This window comes from Streptomyces sp. NPDC048291, from assembly GCF_043201715.1.
Lineage (GTDB): Bacteria > Actinomycetota > Actinomycetes > Streptomycetales > Streptomycetaceae > Streptomyces.
This window is the reverse complement of record NZ_JBICZC010000007.1, coordinates 282,817-305,442: the sequence shown is the minus strand read 5'-3', so window position 1 is coordinate 305,442 and position 22,626 is coordinate 282,817. Positions and strand designations below refer to the sequence as shown.

At 72.6% G+C, this 22,626-nt stretch carries 20 protein-coding genes; 8 read left to right on the top strand and 12 right to left on the bottom strand.

Going from position 1 to position 22,626, the window contains the following annotated elements:
- Nucleotides 1–116 precede the first annotated feature (116 nt).
- Together ACGF5O_RS20875 and ACGF5O_RS20870 are read left to right on the top strand one after the other, a co-directional pair.
- Nucleotides 117–698 carry a sigma-70 family RNA polymerase sigma factor gene (locus ACGF5O_RS20875; RefSeq protein ID WP_393811337.1) on the top strand — a complete coding sequence of 194 codons (582 nt, stop codon included), beginning with the start codon at nt 117–119 and terminating at the stop codon, nt 696–698.
- Nucleotides 695–1,978 (top strand): MDMPI N domain containing protein, encoded by a 1,284-nt coding sequence (locus tag ACGF5O_RS20870; protein WP_393811336.1) that lies wholly within the window; start codon nt 695–697, stop codon nt 1,976–1,978. Before ACGF5O_RS20875 ends, ACGF5O_RS20870 begins: the two co-directional genes overlap by 4 nt.
- Before the next feature lie 119 nt (nt 1,979–2,097).
- Here the strand turns inward: ACGF5O_RS20870 and purU are convergent, their stop codons facing one another.
- Nucleotides 2,098–2,982 (bottom strand): formyltetrahydrofolate deformylase, encoded by an 885-nt coding sequence (purU, locus tag ACGF5O_RS20865; RefSeq protein WP_393811335.1) that lies wholly within the window; start codon nt 2,980–2,982, stop codon nt 2,098–2,100.
- 56 nt (nt 2,983–3,038) lie between these two features.
- Nucleotides 3,039–3,485, bottom strand: coding sequence for a hypothetical protein (locus ACGF5O_RS20860; RefSeq protein ID WP_393811334.1), 447 nt, complete (start codon nt 3,483–3,485; stop codon nt 3,039–3,041).
- A 172-nt stretch (nt 3,486–3,657) separates the two neighbouring features.
- Here ACGF5O_RS20860 and ACGF5O_RS20855 point away from each other — a divergent pair, with 172 nt between their 5' ends.
- Entirely contained in the window at nt 3,658–4,974 is a 1,317-nt protein-coding gene (locus ACGF5O_RS20855) for an ABC transporter substrate-binding protein (RefSeq protein WP_393811333.1), read from the top strand.
- Nucleotides 4,975–5,030: 56 nt separating this feature from the next.
- On the opposite strand, the gene ACGF5O_RS20850 is transcribed toward ACGF5O_RS20855, so the two are convergent.
- Both ACGF5O_RS20850 and ACGF5O_RS20845 read right to left on the bottom strand, forming a co-directional pair.
- On the bottom strand, nt 5,031–6,662 hold the full coding sequence (locus tag ACGF5O_RS20850; RefSeq protein WP_393811332.1) for a hypothetical protein: 1,632 nt from the start codon (nt 6,660–6,662) through the stop codon (nt 5,031–5,033).
- A 199-nt stretch (nt 6,663–6,861) separates the two neighbouring features.
- On the bottom strand, nt 6,862–8,247 hold the full coding sequence (locus ACGF5O_RS20845; protein ID WP_393811331.1) for a transcriptional regulator: 1,386 nt from the start codon (nt 8,245–8,247) through the stop codon (nt 6,862–6,864).
- Between the two features lie 275 nt (nt 8,248–8,522).
- Between ACGF5O_RS20845 and ACGF5O_RS20840 the strand changes: the two genes are divergently transcribed.
- The 3 genes from ACGF5O_RS20840 to ACGF5O_RS20830 all read left to right on the top strand — a co-directional run bounded on the left by ACGF5O_RS20840 (nt 8,523) and on the right by ACGF5O_RS20830 (nt 11,764).
- A complete protein-coding gene (locus tag ACGF5O_RS20840) occupies nt 8,523–9,185 on the top strand; it encodes a bifunctional DNA primase/polymerase (RefSeq protein ID WP_393811330.1) in 663 nt (220 codons plus the stop codon).
- Between the two features lie 216 nt (nt 9,186–9,401).
- Nucleotides 9,402–10,175 carry an ABC transporter ATP-binding protein gene (locus ACGF5O_RS20835; RefSeq protein ID WP_393811329.1) on the top strand — a complete coding sequence of 258 codons (774 nt, stop codon included), beginning with the start codon at nt 9,402–9,404 and terminating at the stop codon, nt 10,173–10,175.
- Nucleotides 10,172–11,764 (top strand): transporter, encoded by a 1,593-nt coding sequence (locus ACGF5O_RS20830; protein ID WP_393811328.1) that lies wholly within the window; start codon nt 10,172–10,174, stop codon nt 11,762–11,764. Before ACGF5O_RS20835 ends, ACGF5O_RS20830 begins: the two co-directional genes overlap by 4 nt.
- 123 nt (nt 11,765–11,887) lie before the next feature.
- Here the strand turns inward: ACGF5O_RS20830 and ACGF5O_RS20825 are convergent, their stop codons facing one another.
- On the bottom strand, nt 11,888–12,748 hold the full coding sequence (locus ACGF5O_RS20825; protein WP_393811327.1) for an alpha/beta fold hydrolase: 861 nt from the start codon (nt 12,746–12,748) through the stop codon (nt 11,888–11,890).
- Between the two features lie 521 nt (nt 12,749–13,269).
- The gene (locus tag ACGF5O_RS20820; RefSeq protein WP_093501586.1) at nt 13,270–13,962 is read right to left on the bottom strand and encodes a metal-dependent transcriptional regulator; all 693 of its coding nucleotides are present in this window, start codon (nt 13,960–13,962) and stop codon (nt 13,270–13,272) included.
- Between the two features lie 358 nt (nt 13,963–14,320).
- Here ACGF5O_RS20820 and ACGF5O_RS20815 point away from each other — a divergent pair, with 358 nt between their 5' ends.
- On the top strand, nt 14,321–15,076 hold the full coding sequence (locus tag ACGF5O_RS20815) for an SIS domain-containing protein (protein ID WP_393811326.1): 756 nt from the start codon (nt 14,321–14,323) through the stop codon (nt 15,074–15,076).
- A gap of 13 nt (nt 15,077–15,089) precedes the next feature.
- Here ACGF5O_RS20815 and ACGF5O_RS20810 read toward each other — a convergent pair whose 3' ends face one another.
- From ACGF5O_RS20810 to pdxH, 3 genes are all read right to left on the bottom strand, one after another.
- Nucleotides 15,090–16,523: a PAS domain-containing protein gene (locus ACGF5O_RS20810; protein WP_393811563.1), complete on the bottom strand. Its 1,434-nt coding sequence runs from the start codon at nt 16,521–16,523 to the stop codon at nt 15,090–15,092.
- Between the two features lie 91 nt (nt 16,524–16,614).
- Nucleotides 16,615–16,965 carry a GNAT family N-acetyltransferase gene (locus ACGF5O_RS20805; RefSeq protein WP_393811562.1) on the bottom strand — a complete coding sequence of 117 codons (351 nt, stop codon included), beginning with the start codon at nt 16,963–16,965 and terminating at the stop codon, nt 16,615–16,617.
- Between the two features lie 681 nt (nt 16,966–17,646).
- Nucleotides 17,647–18,339, bottom strand: a complete 693-nt coding sequence (pdxH, locus tag ACGF5O_RS20800) for a pyridoxamine 5'-phosphate oxidase (protein WP_393811325.1) — start codon at nt 18,337–18,339, stop codon at nt 17,647–17,649.
- Nucleotides 18,340–18,484: 145 nt separating this feature from the next.
- Here pdxH and ACGF5O_RS20795 point away from each other — a divergent pair, with 145 nt between their 5' ends.
- Nucleotides 18,485–19,585 (top strand): citrate synthase 2, encoded by a 1,101-nt coding sequence (locus ACGF5O_RS20795; RefSeq protein ID WP_393811324.1) that lies wholly within the window; start codon nt 18,485–18,487, stop codon nt 19,583–19,585.
- 67 nt (nt 19,586–19,652) lie between these two features.
- Here the strand turns inward: ACGF5O_RS20795 and ACGF5O_RS20790 are convergent, their stop codons facing one another.
- Genes ACGF5O_RS20790 through ACGF5O_RS20780 form a run of 3 tightly spaced genes read right to left on the bottom strand, consistent with a single transcriptional unit; the run spans nt 19,653 to nt 22,602 of the window.
- Complete coding sequence (locus tag ACGF5O_RS20790; protein ID WP_393811323.1) at nt 19,653–20,288, bottom strand: TetR/AcrR family transcriptional regulator; 636 nt, start codon at nt 20,286–20,288, stop codon at nt 19,653–19,655.
- On the bottom strand, nt 20,276–21,010 hold the full coding sequence (locus tag ACGF5O_RS20785; RefSeq protein WP_393811322.1) for an enoyl-CoA hydratase family protein: 735 nt from the start codon (nt 21,008–21,010) through the stop codon (nt 20,276–20,278). Before ACGF5O_RS20785 ends, ACGF5O_RS20790 begins: the two co-directional genes overlap by 13 nt.
- Entirely contained in the window at nt 21,007–22,602 is a 1,596-nt protein-coding gene (locus tag ACGF5O_RS20780) for a 4-coumarate--CoA ligase family protein (protein ID WP_393811321.1), read from the bottom strand. Before ACGF5O_RS20780 ends, ACGF5O_RS20785 begins: the two co-directional genes overlap by 4 nt.
- Between the last annotated feature and the right edge of the window lie 24 nt (nt 22,603–22,626).

Here is a 22,626-nt window from a genome sequence, read left to right as displayed (position 1 = left end):
CTGCGGTCCGTCAAGGGGCGCGCATTGCCATAAAGGGGCGTGCGTTGCCGGACGTGCCGACTACATTCGAGGTGACGGTGGAGACACGCTGGACACAGGCACGGGGAGGGGGCCGCATGGCGAAGAAGGACGTTCCGCCCCGCTGGGACCGCAAGATGCAGCAGCGGCTCGCCCGCGGCGAGGCGGCCGCCCTCGGTGAGCTGTACGACCGCTTCGCCTCGCTCGTGCACGGACTCGCGCACCGCGTCCTCGGGGACGAACGGGCCGCCGACGGCATAACCCGCGAGGTCTTCGCCCAGGTCTGGGAGCACCCCGACGCCTACGACCCCCGGCAGGGGCCGTTGCGCTCCTGGCTCGCTGCGCTGGCCCACCGGCTCGCCGTGCAGCGCCTGCGGGCCACCGAGACCGCCGCGCTGGCCCCCGGCGAGAGCGGCTCCCCGCAGGCCGCGGAGGAGCTGGAGCACAAGGTGCGGCGGGCCTCCGTCGCGGCCCGCGCGGACTACATCGTGCACTCCATGCCGGTCCCGCTGCGCGCCGCCCTGGAGCTCGCCTACTTCCAGCGCCGCGACTACCGGCAGACCGCGGTGGACCTCGGCGTCACCGAGGACGAGGCCCGCCGCCGGCTGCGCCTGGGCCTCCAGCTGCTGTCCACCGCGCACGACGCCGGGACGCCTCCCGGTTACGGAGGTGGGCGGTGACCGGCGCCGAGTTCTCCGGGGCGCACGACGGCACCGGCTCCGGGGACGGTGGGGTGCCCCGGGACGGCGGCGGCGACCTCGGCCGGCCGCCGCGCATACCGCTGCCCCGCAGCTCCGTCGAGGACGGCGGGCAGCCGCTGCCCGACCCGGTCGGCGGCCTGCCGCCCGTACCGCTGGAGCTGTCGCACGACGTCCTGAAGTCGCTGCTCGGCGCGTGGGCGCTGGCCGCGTGCTCGACGGCGGAGTCCCTCGCCGTCGAGATCCACCTCGGCGACTGCGGGGCCTGCGCGGACGAGGCGCGGCGGCTGCGCGAGGCGGTCGGCCTGCTGCACCAGCCGGAGAGCCTGGACCTCGACCCCGGCCTGCGCACCCGGGTCCTGGAGGCCTGCCTGGACCGCCGCCCGGCCAGGATCCCGATCCCCGCCTGGGCGGCGCCCTACGATGCGGAGACCGCCCGCCTGGACGCCCTGCTCCAGGACATCGGCGACGCGGAGTGGCACGCGCCGGTGCGGCTGCGCTGGTTCGACGGCGAGGCGGCGGCGACCCGCCGTACGACGGTCGCCGGCGTGATCGCGCATCTGCTGACCGTCGACGGTCTTGTGGCGACCGCGCTGGGCCTTGAGGACCCGCTGGGGGACGCCCGCGCGCAGGGCCCGGCCGCCCGCACCGAGGCGTTCTGGCAGGCCTCGCACTTCCCGCCGACGCGCGGGGTGCGGGTGCCCTGGCGGGAGCAGAGCCACCGGCTCGTACAGACCGTCTCCTTCACCGGCGGCGGCGCCGGGCGCCTCGGGGTGTCGTACGGCGACTTCGAACTGCCCCTGCACGACGCGATGCTGGACCGCGCCTTCGAGTGCTGGGTGCACGCGGAGGACATCGCGGACGCGGTGGACTACCCCTACGGGCCGCCGGCGCCCAGGCACCTGCACCGGATGATCGACCTCGCGGCCCGGATGCTGCCCAACGCGCTGGCCGAGCGCCGGCGGGCGGGGCTGGCGTCGCCCGGCCAGACCCCCCACCTGGTCCCTGCGGGACGGCCCGGCCGCAGCCTGCGGCTGGAGATCGAGGGCAACGGCGGCGGCGAGTGGCTGATCCCGCTGGACTCGCCGGGGGCGGTGGGCTCGGCGGAGTTCGAGGTCGCGCATGTGGCGCTGGACGACGTGGAGTTCTGCCGGCTGGCCGCGGGCCACGTCCCCCCGGAGGAGGCCGCCGCGGGCCAGCTCGGCGACCGGTCGGCGATCAGGGACGTACTCTTCGCCGCGGCGAGCCTGAGCCGGATGTAGGCGGGTTCGGTCGTACGGCGGCCGCGGGTGCGTGGGGGTTGCTCGCGCAGTTCCGGCTTTTCAGGGGCGCGGGGAACTGCGCGACCAGCCACGAACCACCCGCGGCCGTCGTACGAAGCTCAGGCGAAGACGACCGTCCGGCGGCCGTTGAGGAGGATGCGGCGTTCCGCGTGCCACTTGACCGCGCGGGCCAGCGCCTGGCACTCCACGTCGCGGCCGATCGCGACGAGTTGGTCGGGGGTGACGTCGTGGCCGACGCGTTCGACCTCCTGCTCGATGATCGGGCCCTCGTCCAGGTCCGCCGTGACGTAGTGCGCGGTCGCGCCGATCAGCTTCACGCCCCGCGCGTGCGCCTGGTGGTACGGCTTCGCGCCCTTGAAGCTCGGCAGGAACGAGTGGTGGATGTTGATGATCCGGCCGCTCAGCTGCTTGCACAGGTCGTCCGAGAGGACCTGCATGTAGCGGGCGAGGACGACCAGCTCGACGTCCTGCTCGCGGACGAGGGCGAGGAGCTGGGCCTCGGCGTCGGCCTTCGTCTCCTTCGTCACCGGGATGTGGTGGAAGGGGACGTGGTACGACTCCACCAGCTCCGCGAAGTCGGTGTGGTTGGAGACCACGGCCGCGATGTCCACCGGCAGGGCGCCGATGCGGGCGCGGAAGAGCAGGTCGTTCAGGCAGTGGCCGAACTTGCTGACCATGAGGACGATGCGCATCCGCTCGTCGGCCCGGTTGATCTGCCAGTCCATGTGGAAGGAGTCACCGATCGCCGCGAAGCTCGCCCGCAGCTTGTCGACCGTCACCGGCGCGTCCGCCGAGAAGTGCACCCGCATGAAGAACAGACCCGTGTCGTGGTCCCCGAACTGCTGGCTGTCCTCGATGTTGCAGCCGGTCATGAACAGGTAGCTCGACACGGCGTGCACGATGCCCTTTTTGTCCGGGCAGGAGAGCGTGAGGACGTACTGGTCGGCCGGGGCGGCCTGGGCTCGGGTGCCTTGATCGGTCATGCACCACAGAATCTCATGCCCCGTCCGCCCCGCCGGTCAGCGTCCGCTCCGCGGACTCAGGCCGCCCGCGTCATGATCCGCAGCACGTCGAGGCTGCGCGGCGGGATGTCCGGGTCGTCGCCGTCGCTCGCCGCCAGGCGTATGTGCGCGTCCCGGGCGGCGCGGATCGCGTCCGGCCAGCCCTGGTGCTCCAGGTAGGCGGAGACGTGCGCGTCCGGCCCCACCTGGTGCATGATCCGCAGCACCCGCAGCACGGCGGTGTCGACGAGCGCCGCCTCCTGCGAGTCGCGGAATATCGTCCCGACGTATTTCTCCGCGGACCAGTTGTCCAGCCAGGTGTCCTCGACCAGCCGGTAGACCGCGTCGGTCACGTCGCCGTAGCCTTCCTGCCCGGCCAGCCAGACGTTCCGCTGGAAGTCCGGGTCCGAGAGCATGTGCAGCGCGGAGCGCACATTGCTGCGCCAGCGCCACCACGGCATGTCGTTGAGTGGCATGCCGCCCATGGTGGAGGAGCGACGGCCGCGACGGGAAGAGTTCTCCGAACCTTGCACGGTCGTCGATCGTACGTTCCTCGTCACACACCCTTAACCGGGCCCCCGCAATTCACCTGCACGTCACCTCTCATTGACCATGGGTCACTTTCAGGTTAGTGATGTGGCGGAATCGTGCGTGTCCATGACCGGCAGGCGCCCCACTCCCAGCACCACCCCCAGCAGAATCCGTCCCGCGACCCACCGGCGCGGCAGAGCCACCGCTCTGTCCACGGTGGCCATGACGGCCTGCGCCGCACTCGCGGCCGGCTGCGGCGTCATCCCAGGACTCTCCACCTCGACGGACGACTCGATCAAGGTGATGACCTGGGCGCCCCAGGGGACCAGCGCCACCAACAAGCCCGGCATGCCCGCCATGGCCTCCGCCTACATCAAGTGGGTCAACTCCCAGGGCGGCATCCACGGCCACAAGCTCAAGCTCCTCACCTGCAACGACCACAACTCCAGCGTGGGCGCCGCGACCTGCGCCCAGCGCGCGGTCGACGAGAACGTCGTCGCCGTGGTCGGCTCCTACAGCCAGTTCGGCGACTCCTACTTCGCCCCGCTGGAGGGCGCGGCCATCCCCTACATAGGCGGCTACGGGGCGTCGAACCAGGAGTTCACCAGCCCCGTCTCCTACCCGGTCAACGGCGGCTCGCTGACCCTGCTGGCCGGACTCGGGGAGGCGCTGGCCGACTCCTGCGGCCCGGTCACCCTGGTCCGCCCGGACAGCATCGCCGGCGACCAGCTGCCCCAGCTGCTCGACTCGGGCCTCCAGGCGGGCGGCCACGCCAAGGCGATCGACCAGCTCGCGGCCGAGGACCTCACCGAGTACGACGAGCAGTCGCAGAAGGCGCTGGAGAGCGCCACCTCGAACGCGGGGAAGACGGGCTGCGTGGTGCCCGAGCTGGGCGACCGCACGGCCACCTTCATGGACAACTTCCAGCGGGCCCGCCAGGACTACCCGAAGGTGAAGACGGCCGCCGAGGTCGGCAGCGTCGACCAGACGGTCATCAACTCCACCGGCGGCGCGGCCGGCCCGTACGAGGGGTCGTACATCACCGGCTGGTACCCGGCGGCCTCGGACAAGCGCTGGGACGAGATGAAGAAGGTCATCAGCAAGGAGGCCTTCGGCGACAACCGGATCGACCCGGCCGACGCCGGGGTGCAGACCACCTGGATCGCCTACCAGGTCCTCAACGCCGCGCTGGAGAAGATCGGCGAGGGCGACGTCAGCTCCGACAGCGTGCGGCACACCCTCAACGACGGCCTGAAGGTCTCCACCGGCGGCCTCACCCCGTCCCTGACCTGGCCCTACCAGGGCAAGCTCGCCGCGGCCGGCTTCGCCCGGCTGGTCAACGCCGACGTGAACGTGCAGACGGTCAAGAGCGGCCTGCTGCAGTCGGCGAACAAGCAGGCCCTGGACATGACCAAGATTCTGGAGAACGCCGACCTCAGCTGAGGCCGGCCGCGGACGGCCGGCCCGCGCACCCGCCCGCGCCGGCCGTCCGTTCCCGGTCACAGCTGGGTCGGCTGCCGCTGGGTCAGTCCGTACTTGCTCGCGATCGTGTTCCACAGCGCGGCCGCCTTCACCTTCTGGCTGCTGGCAGTGCCGCTCTCCCGGTTGCCGGCGGCGGTCTGGCCGGTGGTGCGGGCCTGGCCCTTGCGGCAGCCGTGCTTGCCCTTGGCCTGGTCGGCCCAGGCCGCGTAGTGGTTGTCGGCGTTCGCGGAGGCCTGCCAGGCCTTGGTGAGGGAGTCGCTCAGCTGGGCGTTGTCCGGCAGCTTGTCGACGGACAGCTTCGACAGCCGGGTGACCAGCTCGGTGCGCTGCTGGGCGGCGTTGCGCAGGTCGGAGGCGGAACCGTCGAGGTTCTTGCACTGCTTGACCTGGGCTACGGCGTTGATCACCGAGGCCCGGCTGCTGCCGCTGTCGGCGAGCAGCTTGTCCAGGGCGACGGCCTGCGCCTTCGCGGGGTCGGCCGCGGCCGACGAGGAGCCGTCGGAGGCCGGGGCGGACGCGGCCACCGTCTTGCCGGTGTCGTCCGAGCCCCCGCCGCCCCCGCTGAACATGGCGCCGGCACCGATGCCGAGCACGGCGATGCCGATCCCGACGGCCGCGATCAGCGGCACCTTCGATCTGCCCCGGCCGCCCCGGCCGCCGCCGTCGTCGTGGTGGTCGTACGGCGTCGGGTCGTACGACGTCGGGGGCGGGGTGTACGCCGGCGGCTGCTGGTAGCCGCTCTGGGGCTGCTGCTGGAAGCGCGGCAGCTGGGCCGTGGAGGCGGCCGGGGGCTCGTCGCCGGGCGCGCTGCGGAAGAGGTTGTCGAACTCTGCGGGCGGCTGCCGGTCGCCGTCGGCCTGCGGGCCGGCGGCCTGGTACGGCGGGATGTACTGCGTGGCATCGGCGTCGGAGTGCGCCGCGGGGGCCGGCCGGCCGCCGAGGTAGGCGGTCTGCTCGTGGGACATCTCGGGCGGCAGCGCCCCGGGTCCCACCGGCGGTATGAGCTGGGTGGCTCCCTCGGCGCCCGCGGGCACCGGCGGTATGAACTGCGTGGCGCCCTCGTCCACCGGCGCGGCGGGCACCGGCGGTATGAACTGGGTCGCGCCCTCGTCGGCGGGCGGCAGCGCACCGCCGTAGCCGCCGTGGCCCCCCTGCGGGACGGCGGGCGGCAGCGCGGCGCCCGGAGCGCCGTAGGGGTCCTGTCCGGCGGCCTGGGGCAGCGGGGCGCCGTACCCCTGCTGGGGCTGGGCGGCGCCGTAGCCGTACGACTGCCCGTAGCCGCCGCCGTACGACGGGGTGGGCGCGCCCTCCGCCGGGAGCGGACCCGCGCCGGGGACCTGGGCGGCGTGCGACGACTGGGCGGCGTGCGACTGGGCGGTCCAGGCGGCCGGCAGCTGCTCCGGAGCGGCCCACTCCTGGCCGGCCGCCTGCGGCCAGCCCTGGCCGGGCTGCTCGGGCTGCGGGCTCTGCTGGTGGCCGGGGCCCCACGGCTGGCCCCAGGACTGGCCCTCGGGCGGCGCGGCGGCCGGGGCGGGCGGCTGCGCGACGGGGACCGGGCTGCCCGTCATACCCGGCAGCAGCGGCTCGCCACCGTCGGAGGGCAGCACGATGCCTTCGCGCGCGGGCTCGCCCTGTCCACTCTGCGTCACCGGGACTCCTACTAATGGGGGACCTTGTGAATCGGACTCACGCTACCGGGTCCCCTCCGCAAGGTGCCACGCAGCCGAGGGCGCGATCTTGTTCCCTGTGACAGCAGTAACAGAACCGCCCCGCGGTGCGCTGTATATGCCGCTTCTTGCGCGGCAAGGTGTGGTTTCCCACACGTTCACGCACCCGCGGGGCAGGAATTCATGCGGCCGCCTGGAGATCCAGACGCGCTCCGAACTCCCTGACCACCGGTTCGTCCCGGAACGGCTCCAACCGCTGCTGGAAGTCGTCCAGATACTCCGCGCCCCGGTTGGAGCGGACCGACTCCAGCAGCTCGACCGCCTTCGTCCCGGTGGCACAGGCCTGTTCGATCTCGCGCTGCTGCACCTGCGCTGTGGCGAGGAGCACATAGCCGATCGCCCGGCGCCGGGCCCGGGTCTCCGGGTGCCCGTCCAGCGACTGCTGCGCGCACCGGGCGGCCGCGTCGGCCTGGCCCAGGTCGCGGTGGCAGTGCGCCAACTCGTCGGCCAGGTAGGCCTCGTCGAAGTGCCTGATCCACGCCGGGTCGTCCCCGGACGCCGGATCGGCCGCCTCCATCGCCGACGCCGCCCGCCCGGACGCCAGCTGCGCCGACCGCACATCGCCGAGCAGGGCGTGGCCGCGGGCCTCGGCCGCGAAGAACATCGCCTCCGCGCGCGGCGTCACGCGACCCCGCGCCCCTTCCTGCGCCGCCCGCGCCAACTGGGCGATCTCACGCGGGTTTCCGAGCTGCGCGGCGAGGTGGCTCATGGAGGAGGCGAGCACGTAGCCGCCGTAGCCGCGGTCGCCCGCCGCCTGCGCGAGGCGCAGCGACTGGATGTAGTACCGCTGGGCGAGCCCGGGTTGACCGGTGTCGACGGCCATGTACCCGGCCAGCTCGGTGAGCCGGGCGACGGCGGCGAACAACTCCCGCCCCACGGACTCCCGGTAGGAGCCGGCCAGCAGCCCGGAGACGACGCTGTTGAGGTAGTGCACGACGACCGGCCGCACATGCCCGCTGCCGAACTGGTGGTCCAGGTCGGTGAGCGCCTGCGTCATCGCCTTCACCGCCGCCACGTCCGACTGCCCGACCCGCGGCCCCGCCTGCCGCGCCACCTGCGCGTCCGGCGCCGAGATCAGCCAGTCCCGGCTGGGCTCCACCAGCGCGGACGCGGCGACCGACGACCCGGACAGGAAGTCCCGGCGCCCCACGTCGCTCCGCCACAGCTCGCAGACCTGCTCGATGGCCCCCAGGACGGTCGGCGAGAACTGGAGACCGACGCCCGACGCGAGGTTCTTGCCGTTGGCCATGCCGATCTCGTCGATCGTGACCGTACGGCCCAGCTTCCGCCCCAGCGCCTCGGCGATGATCGCGGGCGCCCGGCCCCGCGGCTGCTGGCCGCGCAGCCAGCGGGCGACCGACGTCTTGTCGTACCGGAGGTCGAGACCGTGCTCGGCGCCGCACATGTTGACCCGGCGGGCCAGCCCGGCGTTCGAGCACCCCGCCTCCTGGATGAGCGCCTGCAACCGTTCGTTCGGCTGCCGCGCGACAAGCGGCCTTGCGGCCATGGCGTACCCCCTGCGAACTCCCTGTAGGGAAAAGATCCGGCCTTTGCGATCACTGCCCAGCGGACATACCGAAAATGCGGGACATGCGAGGATTGCCGGGTAAAGGCAGCGGAACTGCGGGGACGACCGCCACCGAACCCCCCACGTGTGACTACCCGCTCACGCCCCGGTTCCTCCTGCGCGCCCCCACACATGCATCCATGCGCCCCAGTTGCGGAGAGGATGCTCCTCCCCCGCGCGCGTTACGCCCGTAACTCCAGGTGGGTGCGGGAGTTGTGTTGGGCGTGGAAGAGACGATCGCCGGCGCCGAAGCCGCTCAGATTCCGAAGCAGCGCGGGGAATCGCTGCTGGACACCGCCGTACGCTACGCCGAGGAGCGTCACTGGGACGTCTTTCCCGGCACCTGGCTGGAAGCGGTCGAGGGGGTGCAACGCTGCTCCTGCGGTGAGGTCGCGTGCGGCGCGCCCGGCGCGCACGCGGCGCGCCCGGACTGGGCGACGCAGGCCACCGGTAGTGCGACGGTGGCGCGCCGGATGTGGCAGAAGCAGCCGACGGCGTCGATCCTGCTGCCGACGGGTCGTACCTTCGACGCGCTGTCCGTCCCGGAGACGGCGGGGTTTCTCGCGCTGGCGCGCATGGAGCGGATGGAGCTGACGCTGGGTCCGGTGACGCTGACGCCCGACCGCCGGATGCAGTTCTTCGTTCTTCCCGGAGCGTCGGTGAAGGTGCCGGACCTGGTCCGGAAGATCGGCTGGTCACCGGCGTCACTGGACCTCACGGCGCTCGGCGAGGGGGCCTACGTCCCCGCTCCGCCGACGCGGTACGGGTCGCGGGGGGCCGTGCAGTGGGCCTGCCGGCCGACCGCCGCGAACCGGTGGCTGCCGGATGCGGAGGAGCTGATCTCGCCGTTGGCGTATGCGTGCGGGCGGGACCGGTAGCGCGCCTATCGGGCTGCCGAGTGCTGTGGTCCCGGCGGCTGCGGGCCGGTGGGGGTTGCTCGCGCAGTTCCCCGCGCCCCTTACGGGGCGCTTCACAGCTACCCAGCTGCGGGCAGGCGTGCCGCAGGGCGGCACGGGTGGGCGCAGCGGCACACGGCCAGCGCCGGTGAGCGTCCCCACCCCCCGGCCCCAACCCACCCACCGTAGGGTTCACCCATGACCGATGCCGTACGTGTTCGTGGGCTCTGGAAACGGTTTGGGCAACAGGTGGCGGTCGGCGGGATCGACCTGTCGCTGCCCGCCGGGAAGTTCGTCGGGCTGGTCGGGCCCAACGGCGCCGGCAAGACCACCACCCTCTCCATGGTGACCGGGCTGCTCCGCCCGGACCAGGGCTCCGTCGAGGTCGTCGGCCACGACGTGTGGCGGGACCCGGTGGCGGTGAAGGCCCGCATCGGCGTCCTCCCCGAAGGCCTCCGCCTCTTCGAGCGGCTCTCCGGACGCGAACTGCTCGGCTACTCCGGCCGGCTGCGCGGACTCCCCGGCGCCGAGGTCGACAAGCGGGCCACCCAGCTCCTGGACGTGCTCGACCTGGCCGGCGCCCAGCACAAACTCGTCGTCGACTACTCGACCGGCATGCGCAAGAAGATCGGGCTCGCCGCCGCTCTCCTCCACAACCCCGAAGTCCTCTTCCTGGACGAGCCGTTCGAGGGCGTCGACCCGGTCTCCGCGCAGACCATCCGGGGCGTCCTGGAGCGGTACACCGGCTCCGGCGCGACCGTCGTCTTCTCCTCCCACGTGATGGAGCTCGTCGAGTCGCTGTGCGACTGGGTCGCGGTGCTGGCGGCCGGGCGGATCCGCGCGACGGGGACGCTGGAGGAGGTGCGCGGGGCGCATCCCAACCTCCAGGCCGCGTTCCTCGAACTCGTCGGGGCGAGCGGCCGGGACACGGCCTCCGACCTGGACTGGCTGGGCGGCGGGGCGGCCCGATGACGGACGTGACCGCCACCGTCGTACGGCTGAAGCTGTCGCTGCTGCGCAACGGGCTGCGCCAGTCCGGCGGCCGGCGGGCCGCGTTCGTCGCGTCGGCGGTCGTCGCGCTGCTGTTCGCGGCACTGCAACTGCTGGGCCTGATCCTGCTGCGCGGGCACGCGCACGCGGACGCGGTGGCCGTCCTGGGGGCCGCCGTGCTGGCGCTGGGGTGGGCGTTCATGCCGCTGTTCTTCCCCAGCGGCGACGAGACCCTGGACCCGACCCGGCTGGTGATGCTCCCGCTGCGGCCCCGGCCGCTGGTACGGGCCCTGCTGGCCGCCTCGCTGATCGGCATCGGCCCCGTGTTCAGCCTGTTGCTGCTGGTGGGCTGCGCGGTGTCGGTGGCGCACGGCGCGGCCGGCTACGGCGTCGCGGTCGTCGCCGTGGCCCTCGCGCTGCTGGTCTGCGTGGCCCTCGCGCGCGCCGTGGCCACCGCCAACGTCCGGCTGCTCAGCAGCCGCAAGGGACGTGACCTGGCCGTCCTCAGCGGCCTGGTCATCGCCGTCGGGGCGCAGCTCGTCAACTTCGGTGCCCAGAGCCTCGGTTCGGCCGGACTCGGCAGGCTCGCGCCGGTGGCCGACGTGGTGCGGTGGCTGCCGCCCGCATCGGCGATCGGCGCCGTGCACTCGGCGAGCGAGGGGTCGTACGGGACCGCGGCCCTCCAACTCGGCCTGTCCCTCGCCGCGCTGGCGCTGCTCGTCGGCGTCTGGGCGCGGACGCTGGACCGGCTGATGACCTCACCCGACGGTTCCACGCTCCAGGCGCCCGACGCGGCCACCCGGAGCCGGTCGCCCGAGGGCGGCGGTCTGGGGCGGCTGCTGCCCGGCGGACGCACCGGTACGGTCATGGCGCGCAGCCTGCGCTACGTCTGGCGCGACCCCAAGACCAAGGCCGCCTGGGTGACCTCGATGGCCATCGGCCTGATCGTGCCCGTCTTCAACGCCCTGCAGGGCACCGGTTCGATCTACTTCGCGTGCTTCGCCGCCGGGATGCTCGGCATCCAGATGTACAACCAGTTCGGGCAGGACACCTCCGCCTTCTGGATGGTGGCGACGACCATCTCGTCCGCGCGGGACGCCTACGCGGAACTGCGCGGGCGGGCGCTGGCCCTGCTGCTGATCACCCTGCCGTACGCCACCCTGGTGACCGTCGTGACCACGGCCGTGCTGGGCGACTGGCCCCGGCTGCCCGAGGTGCTCGGCCTCTCCTTCGCCCTGCTCGGCGCGATGCTGGCGACCGGTGCCTGGACCTCCGCCCGCTTCCCGTACTCCATCCCCCAGGAGGGCCACAAGAACGTCGCCCCCGGCCAGGCAGGCCTCGCCTGGATCGCGATCTTCGGCGGCATGGTCTCGGCGGCCCTGCTCTGCTCCCCGGTCATCGCCCTGGCCATCGCACTGAACGTCAGCGCGGGAGGCGGCGAGTGGACCTGGCTGCTGCTGCCGGTGGGGGCCGGCTACGGCGCGGCGATCACCTGGGCGGGCCTGCGCCTGGCGGCACCGCGCACGGCGGCGAACCTGCCGGAGATCCTCGTCGCTGTCAGCAAGGGCTAGCCGGGGCACCCCGTCAGGGGCGCGGGGAACAGCGCCCTGAAAGGGGCGCGGGGAACTGCGTGAGCAACCACGACGCACCCGCGGCCGCCTACGTCGCGCGGCTCCCTGCCCCGTGGGCGCTCTTCACTCCCCCACCCGATCAAGAAACGGCTCCACCGCCGCCCGCCAAGCCTCCGGCCGGTCATAAGGCAGCAGGTGCCCGGCGTCCGCCACCTCGGCGTACTCCCCCCTCGGCAGCACCCGGACCATCTCCTGTGCCTCGGCCCGCCCCAGCTCCCCGTCCACCCCTCGCACCACCAGCGTGGGGCACGGCACCTGGGCCAGCTCCTCCCAGTGCGCGTCGTACACCCAGGTCTCCCGGGACCTCAGCATCCGGTCGGGGTCGAACACCGGCCGCCAGCCGTCCGCGCACTCGTGCATCACCTCGGCGTAGAACTCCCCGCGCGCGGGGTTCGGCCGCTCCACCCAGGGGTCGTCCTCGCCGAACCACTTGCGTACGTCGGCGAGCGTGGCGAAGGGGACGGGCCAGGCCTTGAACCAGTCGGACCAGTCGCGCTGCGAGGCCGCGCCGAGCGCGGAGGCCCGCATGTCGCAGATGATCAGGCCCCGCACCAGTTCGGGGCGCTTCGCGGCGAGCTGCCAGGCGGTCAGCGCGCCCATGGCGTGGCCGATGAGCACGGCCGGGGCGAGGCCCAGCTGCTCGACGGCGGCAGCGGCGTCCTCGACGTACGCCTCACGGGTGTAGGCGGCCTGCGGGGGCTTGTCGCTCTGGCCGTGGCCGCGCTGGTCGAGGGCGACGGCGCGGTGCCGGCCGGCGAGCCAGCGGGCGGTGGACGCCCAGTGCGAGGCGCGGCCCATCAGGCCGTGCAGTAACAACACGCCGGGCGACGAGTGGCCCGGGTCCTCCGTCTTGGGCGGGTCCGCGAACTCCCAGGCGGCGAGGTGTACGCCGCCGGCTCCTGTCACGTCGATGCGCCGTGCCATGGGCTTGGCACCCCCCTAGCTCCGCGTGCCTAGTGTCGCCTCGGATCGCTTCGTGGTGCTTCGGTACCACCGCAGCCTATCGAACCTCTATTCGAAAATCGGGTTCCCGCGGGCAACACCCCTCATTCGAGTGACCCCTCCCCAGGCATGATCGGCGCCGCCGGGGGGATTTGTTCTGCGGGGGGCGGGCCGCTCGGGGAAAACGGTCCGCGGGGATGACCCTGAGAGCTCGGGGCTCCGGGTCAGCACTGGGGAGGACAGGCCCCGGTACCGAAAGGTGCCGGGGCCAATCCCGTGTCCACGCCTTCGGCACATCCTCCCCGCCCCCCTCAGGTCATATGCCTCTCGCGACAGCCTTGCACGCGAAACGTTCCAGCGCTGCGATTCGGCACACTGAATCTTGGATTCGACGCGTTCGACACACACGGGAAAGACGTCGAGGAGAGACGTCAACTACCGCACGGGCAACGGAAGTTCAAGGGCGCCGCGGAGTTCGGGGGCGCTCCGGTTCCACCCGGCGCTCAGCGCTTGGCGACGAACACGTGGGAGGCCACGTCCGCCTCCAGCTCGGCCGCCTCGCCGCCACTGCCCACCAGCACCCCGCCGGCCGCCTCCGTCACGCTCACCACCGAACCGGGCTGCACACCCGCCCGCCGCAGCGTGTACATCAGCTGCGCGTCGGTCTGGATGGGCTCGCCGATCCGGCGCACGACCACGGTCTTGCCGTCCGCACCCGGGTCCAGGTCCGCCAGCGACACCATGCTCTCGTCCAGGAACGGGTCCGCGCCGTCCTTCTCGCCCAGCTCCTCCAGACCCGGGATCGGATTGCCGTACGGCGACTCGGTCGGGTGCCGCAGCAGCTCCAGGACGCGCCGCTCCACGGCCTCGCTCATCACGTGCTCCCAGCGACACGCCTCGGCGTGCACCTGCTCCCACTCCAGGCCGATCACGTCGACCAGCAGGCACTCGGCGAGCCGGTGCTTGCGCATCACGCGCGTCGCCAGCCGGCGCCCCTCGTCGGTCAGCTCCAGGTGCCGGTCGGTGGCGACGGACACCAGTCCGTCCCGCTCCATCCGCGCCACCGTCTGGCTCACCGTCGGCCCGCTCTGGTCGAGCCGCTCCGCGATGCGGGCGCGCATGGGGACGACGCCTTCCTCTTCGAGCTCGAGGATGGTGCGGAGATACATCTCCGTGGTGTCGATCAGTCCGGACATTCGTGCCCCTCGATTACCTCTGCCGGAAGCCCCGGCGGCGTGCGCTGGCCCTGGAACCAATTCTGCCGGATCCCACTGACAAGCGGGGGACACCGGAAAAACGGGAACGCCGCACAGCTCCCAGCTGCTCAGCTACCCAACTACTCAGCTACCCGGCTACCCAGCTGCGGGCAGGCGTGCCGCAGGGCGGCACGGGTGGGCGCAGCGGCACCCTGCAAGCGCCGGTAAGCGTCCCCCGCCCTCGCCCTCACCCCCGCCCCGCCTCGCCCCCGCACAGGCCGTATTGACACCGACCTGGTCCAGACCTGAGGGTGATCCGCGACACAGACGCTGACGCCGACCGCGCAAAGGGGCCCGCATGAGCGACGGCACGCCCGCCGACCTGTTCTTCGACGCCGCCATCGGCCTCCTGCAGCGGGTCCGGGAGGAGGAGGCCGAGGCCATCGCCGCCGCCGGCGCCCTGCTGGCCGACACCGTCACCGCAGGCGGCCGGCTGTTCGCCTTCGGCGCCGGGCACTCCTCCCTCCCCGCCCAGGACGTGGTCTACCGCGCCGGCGGCCTCGCCCTCATGAACCTGCTCGCCGCCCCCGGCCTCGTCGGCGTCGACGTGATGCCCGCCACCCTCGGCTCCCGCCTCGAACGCGTCGACGGACTCGCCACCGCCGTCCTCGACACCTCGCCCCTGCGCGCCGGCGACACCCTCGTGATCATCTCCCTGTCCGGCCGCAACGCCCTGCCCGTCGAGATGGCCATCAGCGCCCGCGACCGCGGAGCCAAGGTCATCGGCGTGACATCGGTCGCGTACGCCGCCGAGACCACCTCCCGGCACGCCTCCGGCACCTACCTCAAGGACCACTGCGACATCGTCCTCGACTCGAAGATCGCCGTCGGGGACGCCGAACTCACCCTCGACACCATCCCGGCCCCCTTCGCGCCCGCCTCCACGGTCGTCACCAGCGCCCTGCTCCAGGCGGTCCTGGCCACCACCGCGGCCACCCTCGCCGACCGCGGCACCGAACCCCCGCTGCTGCGCTCCGGCAACGTCGACGGCGGCCACGAATGGAACGCCCGCATGTTCGAGGAGTACCGCGACCGGATCTTCTACCAGCAGTGAAGCCCGCCGGCGGCTACTGCTGCCGGTCCTTCACGAGGTGGGCGAGATCCAGCGCGGTCGCGATGCGCACGGCCACGTCCTCGGCGTACGTCGCGTCCGCGCGCTCGAAACGGCTGCGGCCCGACCCGCGCAGGAACGTCACGACGCCCAGCGTCCGCCCCCGGCTGCGCAGCACCGCGCACAACGCGTGCACCGCGTCCCCGGGCCACTGCCGGTCCAGCGCCCAGGCCCGCGCCCGGTCCAGCGGCACCGAACCGGCGTCCGCCCGCACGCTCCCTGCCCGCGCCACGCACTGCAACGCCGGATGCCCCTCCTCGTAGCGCACCGGCAGCCCCGCCGCACCCGTCAGCATGCTCGGCCCCGGCGCCCCGGACGGCGTGGCGGCGATCCGCACCAGCCGCACCGGCCCCACCTCCCCGTCGGCCCGGGAACCGCCCACCACCCGGTCGATCACCGCATGGTCGGCGAACCCGGCCAGCGCGAAGTCCAGATGGACGGTCGCCGCCTCAGCCGGGTCCTCGCACTCCACGGCCGCACGGGCCGCACGATGCAGCTGGTTGGCCCGGAAGCGCAGCATCGCCGCCTCCTGCTCGGCCAGCTTGGCCTCCGTGACGTCCTGGAACAACCAGCCGACCCCGAGCGGCACCGGCTCCTCCGCGAGCGGCGACGCCAGCCGCAGGAACCCCGACCGCCAGCAGCGCCGCTGCTCGCCCTCCGGCGTCGGCACGCTCAGCCACATCTCGGCCGGCGCGGGCGGCGCCCCCTCGGCCAGCACATGCGTCAGCGCGCCCTCGAGGTCCTCCACCCCCAGCGCCAGCAACTCCCCCAACGGCCGCCCGAGCGCCGACGTACGCCCGATACCGAGCGACCGCGCCGCATACGCGTTGACGACGGCGGGCCGCAGATCCGCGTCCACGACCACGACGCCCCAGGCCGCGTCCTCGAACAGCGCCTCGCTCAGCGCGATCGACCGCTCCAGGTCGATCTGCGCGTGCACCTCGCTGAACGCGCAGTACACCCCCGCCGGCTTCCCGTCCGGCCCGCGCACGGCCGCCGACTGCGTCCGTACGAGGACCCGCCCGCCGTCCTTCGTGAGCAGCGCGAACTCGTGCACCTGGCGCCCGGGAGCGTGCATGGCGGAGAGCAGCCGTCCCTCGACCTCGTCGGCGTCCGCCTCCCGCACCGCCCAGCCGGCGAACCCCTGCCGGCCCACCGCCTCGGCCGCCGTCCACCCCAGGATCCGCTCGGCCTCACGGTTCCAGTGCGTGACGAAACCGTCCGCGTCGAAGGCACACAGTGCCGCGTCCATGCCGTCGAGCAGCGCCGCGAGCAGGTCGGAACCGCCCGAGTCCTCCGGAACATCGCGCTCCGGCTCCGGCTCGGGCTCGTCGGGCCCCAGCTCGTCCGTGGCCCCACTACGCCGGGAAGCACTCACCTGGACCCCCATCAGGCTCACTCGCTGCCCTTCATTCAACTCGAACGTGACGCAGCCCACACTGTGTTCCCGCAAGATTGAGGGAATCGTTGCAAGCGGTCACTCACAGACCCAGCCGCAGGTCCACCCACTCGTCACTCTCCCCGTCGAGCACATACCGCTCGACCTCGACGAATCCGCACCGCGCGGCGAACCGCAACCCGTCCTCGTTGACGCCCAGCACACACGTCTCGACGACCTCGGCGCCCTGCACACGCGCATACGCGAGCGCATGCTCGTACAGCGCCGCCCCAAACCCCCGCCGCCGGAACTCCGGCAACACCCGCGCGATCACCGTCACCACCCCGCCGACAACAGGCCGCACGGTCGAACACCCCACCAGCACGTCCCCGTCGTACGCGTTCTCCAGCCGGTACCCCCGCCCCAGCCGCTCCCGCGCCTCCTCGACCGACATCGCAGCAGGCGGCACGACGACGTTGTGCACATACCGCCACTCCTCGAGCGCCTCGCCGTCCCCGTCCACCAGGCCGACCCGAAACCCCTTCACGCCTCGCCCTCTCCTTCTGCCGACCGCCGCGCGCAAACCTCGATCCCTTCCTGTGCCATGCGCGGAACGCCAGGGGGCGACTCGGAAGCCGATCAACCAGCACCGCGGGAAAGCACCACGGAGCCCTACGCTGCACGCGCATGAAGGATCACGGCACCCGGCTCGGCACAGCCTCACCACCCCCCGAGGCCGCGTCAACGTCTCGCGCTGGAATCTGCGGCTCCTGCAACGGGGCGACGGGTACGGCTACAGCACCCGGCGAGAAGCGCACCCGCAAGCACCCCCGAAAAACAGTTGAGTCCTGCCCGGCAGCTTCTTAGGCTGGCCCGTACGTGAGAGAGGAGGTGATCGGGTAAATGAGTGAAACCCGGACGCGCGAGGTGGCTGCGGGCTAGCGGCCCGGCACCACACATGTGCGGTGCCGGACCAGCGTGTGCTCGAAACACGCAGCCGGCCCAATCCCAAGCAGTCACCCGACCCGCGAGCTCGCCGGTACGTCCGGCCGGCCTCTTCGCCGTCAGGCGGAGGGACCCGAGCTCGCGGGTCGTCTGCGTTTGCGGCACCCGGGCCCCGCTCCCGCAGGGGGTGTCAGGGGCTGAGGCGTTCCACGTGCCAGGTGCCGGCGGGGTCGGCGACGTAGCGGAGGCGGTCGTGGAGGCGGTTCTGGCGGCCCTGCCAGAACTCGACGGTCTGGGGGGCGATGCGGAAGCCGCCCCAGTGCGGGGGGACCGGGACCTGTTCGCCCTCGGGGTAGCGGGCGCTGAGCTCCGCGTAGGAGGCGTCGAGTTCGGCGCGGGAGTAGATGACCGTCGACTGGGTGCTGGCCCAGGCACCGAGCTGGGAGCCGTGCGGGCGGGTGCGGAAGTACGCGGCGGTCTCGTCGCGGCCGGTGCGGCGGGCGGTGCCGGTGACGACGACCTGGCGGGCGATGGCGTGCCAGGGGAAGACCAGCGAGACGTACGGGTTCGCGGCGAGGTCCTGGGCCTTGCGGGAGTCGTAGTTGGTGTAGAAGACGAAGCCGCGGGTGTCGTACTGCTTCATCAGGACCGTGCGTGAGCTGGGTCGGCCCTCCGCGTCGGCGGTGGCGAGGACCATCGCGTTGGGTTCGTAGATCATCCCGTCGGCGGCGGCCCGCGCGGCCTGTTCGAACCAGCGGGTGAACTGGTCCATGGGGTGGGCCGCCAGGTCGTGCTCCTCGAATCCCTCGGCCCGGTAGTGCTTGCGCATCGCGGCGGGGTCGAGGACGGGTTCGTCGGAGGCGGCGGCGTCGCGATCGGTCACGCGGTCATCTTGCCGTATGCACATATGGGTCCGGGGCACATGTGACGCACACCCACCGTGGCACTCAGTGCCGCTGGGGTCCCCAACTCTGGCACTCGGAGTTATGGTGCAGTTGCCTCCGCCTACACCCATGAGGAGCCGCCCCATGTCCGACTTCGTGCCTGGGCTCGAAGGAGTCGTCGCGTTCGAGACGGAGATCGCCGAACCGGACAAGGAGGGAGGCGCCCTGCGGTACCGGGGCGTCGACATCGAGGATCTGGTCGGGCACGTCTCGTTCGGGAACGTGTGGGGGCTGCTCGTCGACGGGGCCTTCAACCCGGGGCTGCCGCCGGCCGAACCGTTCCCGATCCCCGTCCATTCGGGTGACATCCGGGTGGACGTGCAGTCGGCGCTCGCCATGCTGGCGCCGGTGTGGGGGCTGAAGCCGCTCCTCGACATCGATGCCGACCAGGCCCGGGAGGACCTGGCGCGGGCCGCGGTGATGGCGCTGTCGTACGTCGCCCAGTCCGCGCGCGGGCAGGGGCTGGCGATGGTGCCGCAGCGGGAGATCGACAAGGCGCACTCGGTGGTCGAGCGGTTCATGATCCGGTGGCGGGGGGAGCCGGACCCGAAACATGTGGCCGCCGTGGACGCCTACTGGACCTCGGCCGCCGAGCACGGGATGAACGCGTCCACGTTCACGGCGCGGGTGATCGCCTCGACCGGTGCCGATGTCGCCGCGGCGCTGTCGGGTGCGGTGGGGGCCATGTCGGGGCCGCTGCACGGGGGTGCGCCCTCCCGGGTGCTCGGGATGATCGAGGAGATCGAGCGGACCGGGGACGCGGTGGGCTACGTCAGGCGGGCGCTGGACCGTGGTGAGCGGCTGATGGGGTTCGGGCACCGGGTGTACCGGGCGGAGGATCCGCGGGCGCGGGTGCTGCGGCGGACGGCGCGGGAGCTGGGGGCGCCGCGGTTCGAGATCGCGGAGGCGTTGGAGAAGGCGGCGCTGGAGGAGCTCCACAATCGGCGGCCGGATCGTGTGCTCGCCACCAACGTGGAGTTCTGGGCGGCGATCATGCTGGACTTCGCGCAGGTGCCGGCGCACATGTTCACGTCGATGTTCACGTGTGCGCGGACCGCGGGGTGGTCGGCGCACATTCTTGAGCAGAAGCGGACGGGGCGGTTGGTGCGGCCGTCGGCGGAGTATGTGGGGCCGGGGGTGCGGAAGCCGCAGGACATCGCGGGGTTTGCGGATATCGCCCACTAGAGGCGGTGCGGCGGTGGGTGGGCGACCGCGGGTTGTGTGTGGTTGCTCGCGCAGTTCCCCGCGCCCCTTACGGGGCGCTGTCCAGTACCTCGTCGAGCAGTGCCGCCCACTGGGCCACCACCCGTTCCCGCCGCGCCCTGTCGTCCGTCAGGAGGTTGGCCAGGCCCAGGCCCCTTGCCATGTCCAGGAGGCCCTGGACGGTTTCGCGGGTGCCGGGGCGGGATTCGTCGGCGGCGAGGAGGTCGACGGCGATGCGGTGGGTCTCGCGGCCGACGCGGGCCTCCAGTTCCGTCACCCGGGGGCGGAGCTGGTCCTCGTTGGAGGCGGCCACCCAGAGGTGGAGGGCGGCGCGGAAGAGGGGCCCGGTGAAGAGGTCGACGATGGCCGTGACGGCTGCGCGGCGGTCGCCGGCGGTGCCTTCGGGGAACAGGGCGCGCAGGGCCGTGGAGCGTTCCTCGGCGACGTATTCGACGGCGGCCGTGAAGAGGTCCTCACGGGTCGGGAAGTGGTGCTGGGCCGCGCCCCGGGAGACGCCGGCGCGTTCGGCGACGACCGCGACCGTGGAGCCGGTCCAGCCGTGTTCGGCGAGGCAGGCCACGGCGGCCTCCAGGAGCCGCTGCCGGGTGGCCCGGCTGCGGTCCTGTTTCGGGGCGCGTTCCGCCGTGCCCGTACCCGTGCTCACGCCCGTGTTCACACCACCCACGCCGCGTCCCGTCGTTCGAGGAAGGCCGTCATCCCCTCGCGGGCCTGGTCGGAGGAGAACAGCCGGGCCGAGAGTGCGGTGAGGGTGGCCGCGTCCCGGTCGAATGTCTCCAGCACCCTAGCCGTGAGCAGCTGTTTCGTCTCGGCCAGGGCCTGGGGGGCGGAGCGGCGGAGGCCGTCGAGGATGGGTTCGAGGGCGGTGTCGACGTCGTCGGCGGTGGTGGTGAGGAGGCCCAGGCGGACGGCTTCGGCCGGGTCGAAGCGTTCGCCGGTGAGGTAGTAGCGGGCGAGGGCCCGGGGGTCGGTGCGCGGGAGGAGGGGCAGGGAGATCACCGCGGGGGCGACGCCGATCCGTACCTCCGTGAAGGCGAAGGTGGAGTCGGCGGAGGCGGCGGCGATGTCGCAGGCGGCGAGGAGGCCGAGGCCGCCCGCGCGGACGTGGCCGGTGACGCGGGCGACGACGGGTCTGGGCAGTTCGACGAGCTGCCGGAGGAGGCCGACGAGCGCGTCGGGGTCGGGCGGGTCGCGCAGGTCGGCGCCGGCGCTGAACGTCGTGCCGGTGTGGGTGAGGACGACGGCCCGGACGTCGGGGTCCTTGGCGCAGTCGGTGAGGGCCTCGGCGAGTTCGGCGACGAGGGCGGCGGACAGGGCGTTGCGGGTGGCGGTGGCGTCGAGGCTGAGGGTGGTGACGGCACGCGCGTGTGCCCGTCCGATCAACGTCATGGGCGCTCCTCGGGTTCCGCGGTCTTCGCGAGGGCGCGCAGTTCGCGGCGGAGTATCTTCCCGGAGGCCGCGCGGGGCACTCCGGCGATGAAGGTGACCTTGCGGACGCGTTTGTAGGGTGCGACGCGTTCGGCGACGTACAGCATGGTCTCGTTCTCGGTGAGGTCGGCGGCGGTGGGCTGGCGGACGACGAAGGCGTGCGGGATCTCGTTGCCGTCGTCGTTGTAGGCGCCGACGACGGCGGCGTCGGCGATGCCCGGGTGGGTGAGCAGGAGTGCCTCCAGTTCGGCGGGGGCCACCTGGAAGCCCTTGTACTTGATGAGTTCCTTGACCCGGTCGACGACGAACAGCCAGCCGTCGGCGTCGACGTGGCCGACATCGCCGGTGTGCAGCCAGCCGTCGGTGTCGATCATGTCGGCGGTGGCGTCGGGGCGGCCGAGGTAGCCCTTCATGACCTGGGGGCCGCGGATGAGGATCTCGCCGGGTTCGCCGGTGATGACGTCCTTGTGCGGGTCGTCGAGGGAGACGATCCGCATCTCGGTGCCGGCGATGAGCTTGCCGACGGTGCCGGGCGGTGCCTGGTCCAGGGCGTCGAGCGGGGTGACGTGGGTGCCGGGCGAGAGTTCCGTCATGCCGTAGGCCTGGGCGACCGGCGGCAGGCCGAGGCGCTGCGAACAGGCGGCGGCGAGGCGGGCGTCCAGGGGTGCGGCGGCGCTCATGACGTACTTCAGGGAGGAGAGGTCGTAGTCGGCGACCTTGGGGTGCTTGGCGAGGGCGAGGACGATCGGCGGGGCGACGTACAGGCCGGTGATGCGGTGGTTCTGGATGGCGGCGAGGAAGGTGTCCAGGTCGAAGCGGGGCAGGACGACGACGGTGGCGCCCGCGCGGAGCGGCGCGTTCATGAGCGCGGTGAGGCCGTAGATGTGGAAGAGCGGGAGGACCGCGAGGATGCGGTCGCCGGGGCCGGCCGGGACGGCGGGTTCGAGCTGGGCGAGGTTGGTGGCGATCTGCCGGTGGGTGAGCATCACGCCCTTGGGGACGCCGGTGGTGCCGGAGGAGTACGGCAGGGCGGCGACGTCCTCGGCGGGGTCGATGTCGACCTGCGGCTCGGGGGCCTCACCGGCGAGCATGTCGAGCAGGGAGCGGTGTCCGGGTGCGCTGTCGCAGACGAATATCTCCGCTATGCCGCCGGCGAGTTCGGCGGCCCTGCGGGCGGTCGCCAGGAGCGGTGAGACGGTGACGATCCAGCGGGCCGCGGAGTCCTGGAGCTGTTTGGCGAACTCCTCGGGCGTGGCGAGCGGGTGCACGGTGGTGACGGAGGCACCCGCGCGCGTGGCCGCGTAGAACGCGGTCGGGAAGGCGACCGTGTTGGGGCTGTGCAGGGCGAGGACGTCGCCCTTGCGGACGCCCGTGTCGGCGAGCGCCGCCGCGATCCGCCGGTGGAACCGGTCCAGTTGTGCGTACGTGAGGGTGGTGCCGTCGGTGCCGTCGATCAGGGCGGGCGCGTCGCCGAACTCGGCGGCCCGGCCCAGCACGGCCTCGTGGATGGGGAGTTCTACGGGCGCAACGTCTGCGTACTCACTGCGGAACACGGTTCCTCCAAGGCGGCCTTGGGC

Excerpts from the sequence above, each read along its gene's own strand:
- purU (WP_393811335.1), bottom strand. The coding sequence starts at position 2,982 with ATGACCGATCAAGGCACCCGAGCCCAGGCCGCCCCGGCCGACCAGTAC.
- ACGF5O_RS20795 (WP_393811324.1), top strand. The coding sequence starts at position 18,485 with ATGTCCGACTTCGTGCCTGGGCTCGAAGGAGTCGTCGCGTTCGAGACG.
- ACGF5O_RS20785 (WP_393811322.1), bottom strand. The coding sequence starts at position 21,010 with ATGACGTTGATCGGACGGGCACACGCGCGTGCCGTCACCACCCTCAGC.
- ACGF5O_RS20805 (WP_393811562.1), bottom strand. The coding sequence starts at position 16,965 with ATGTCGGTCGAGGAGGCGCGGGAGCGGCTGGGGCGGGGGTACCGGCTG.
- ACGF5O_RS20875 (WP_393811337.1), top strand. The coding sequence starts at position 117 with ATGGCGAAGAAGGACGTTCCGCCCCGCTGGGACCGCAAGATGCAGCAG.
- ACGF5O_RS20860 (WP_393811334.1), bottom strand. The coding sequence starts at position 3,485 with ATGGGCGGCATGCCACTCAACGACATGCCGTGGTGGCGCTGGCGCAGC.
- ACGF5O_RS20845 (WP_393811331.1), bottom strand. The coding sequence starts at position 8,247 with ATGGCCGCAAGGCCGCTTGTCGCGCGGCAGCCGAACGAACGGTTGCAG.
- ACGF5O_RS20855 (WP_393811333.1), top strand. The coding sequence starts at position 3,658 with ATGACCGGCAGGCGCCCCACTCCCAGCACCACCCCCAGCAGAATCCGT.
- ACGF5O_RS20830 (WP_393811328.1), top strand. The coding sequence starts at position 10,172 with ATGACGGACGTGACCGCCACCGTCGTACGGCTGAAGCTGTCGCTGCTG.
- ACGF5O_RS20815 (WP_393811326.1), top strand. The coding sequence starts at position 14,321 with ATGAGCGACGGCACGCCCGCCGACCTGTTCTTCGACGCCGCCATCGGC.
- ACGF5O_RS20835 (WP_393811329.1), top strand. The coding sequence starts at position 9,402 with ATGACCGATGCCGTACGTGTTCGTGGGCTCTGGAAACGGTTTGGGCAA.
- ACGF5O_RS20810 (WP_393811563.1), bottom strand. The coding sequence starts at position 16,523 with ATGGGGGTCCAGGTGAGTGCTTCCCGGCGTAGTGGGGCCACGGACGAG.
- ACGF5O_RS20820 (WP_093501586.1), bottom strand. The coding sequence starts at position 13,962 with ATGTCCGGACTGATCGACACCACGGAGATGTATCTCCGCACCATCCTC.
- ACGF5O_RS20825 (WP_393811327.1), bottom strand. The coding sequence starts at position 12,748 with ATGGCACGGCGCATCGACGTGACAGGAGCCGGCGGCGTACACCTCGCC.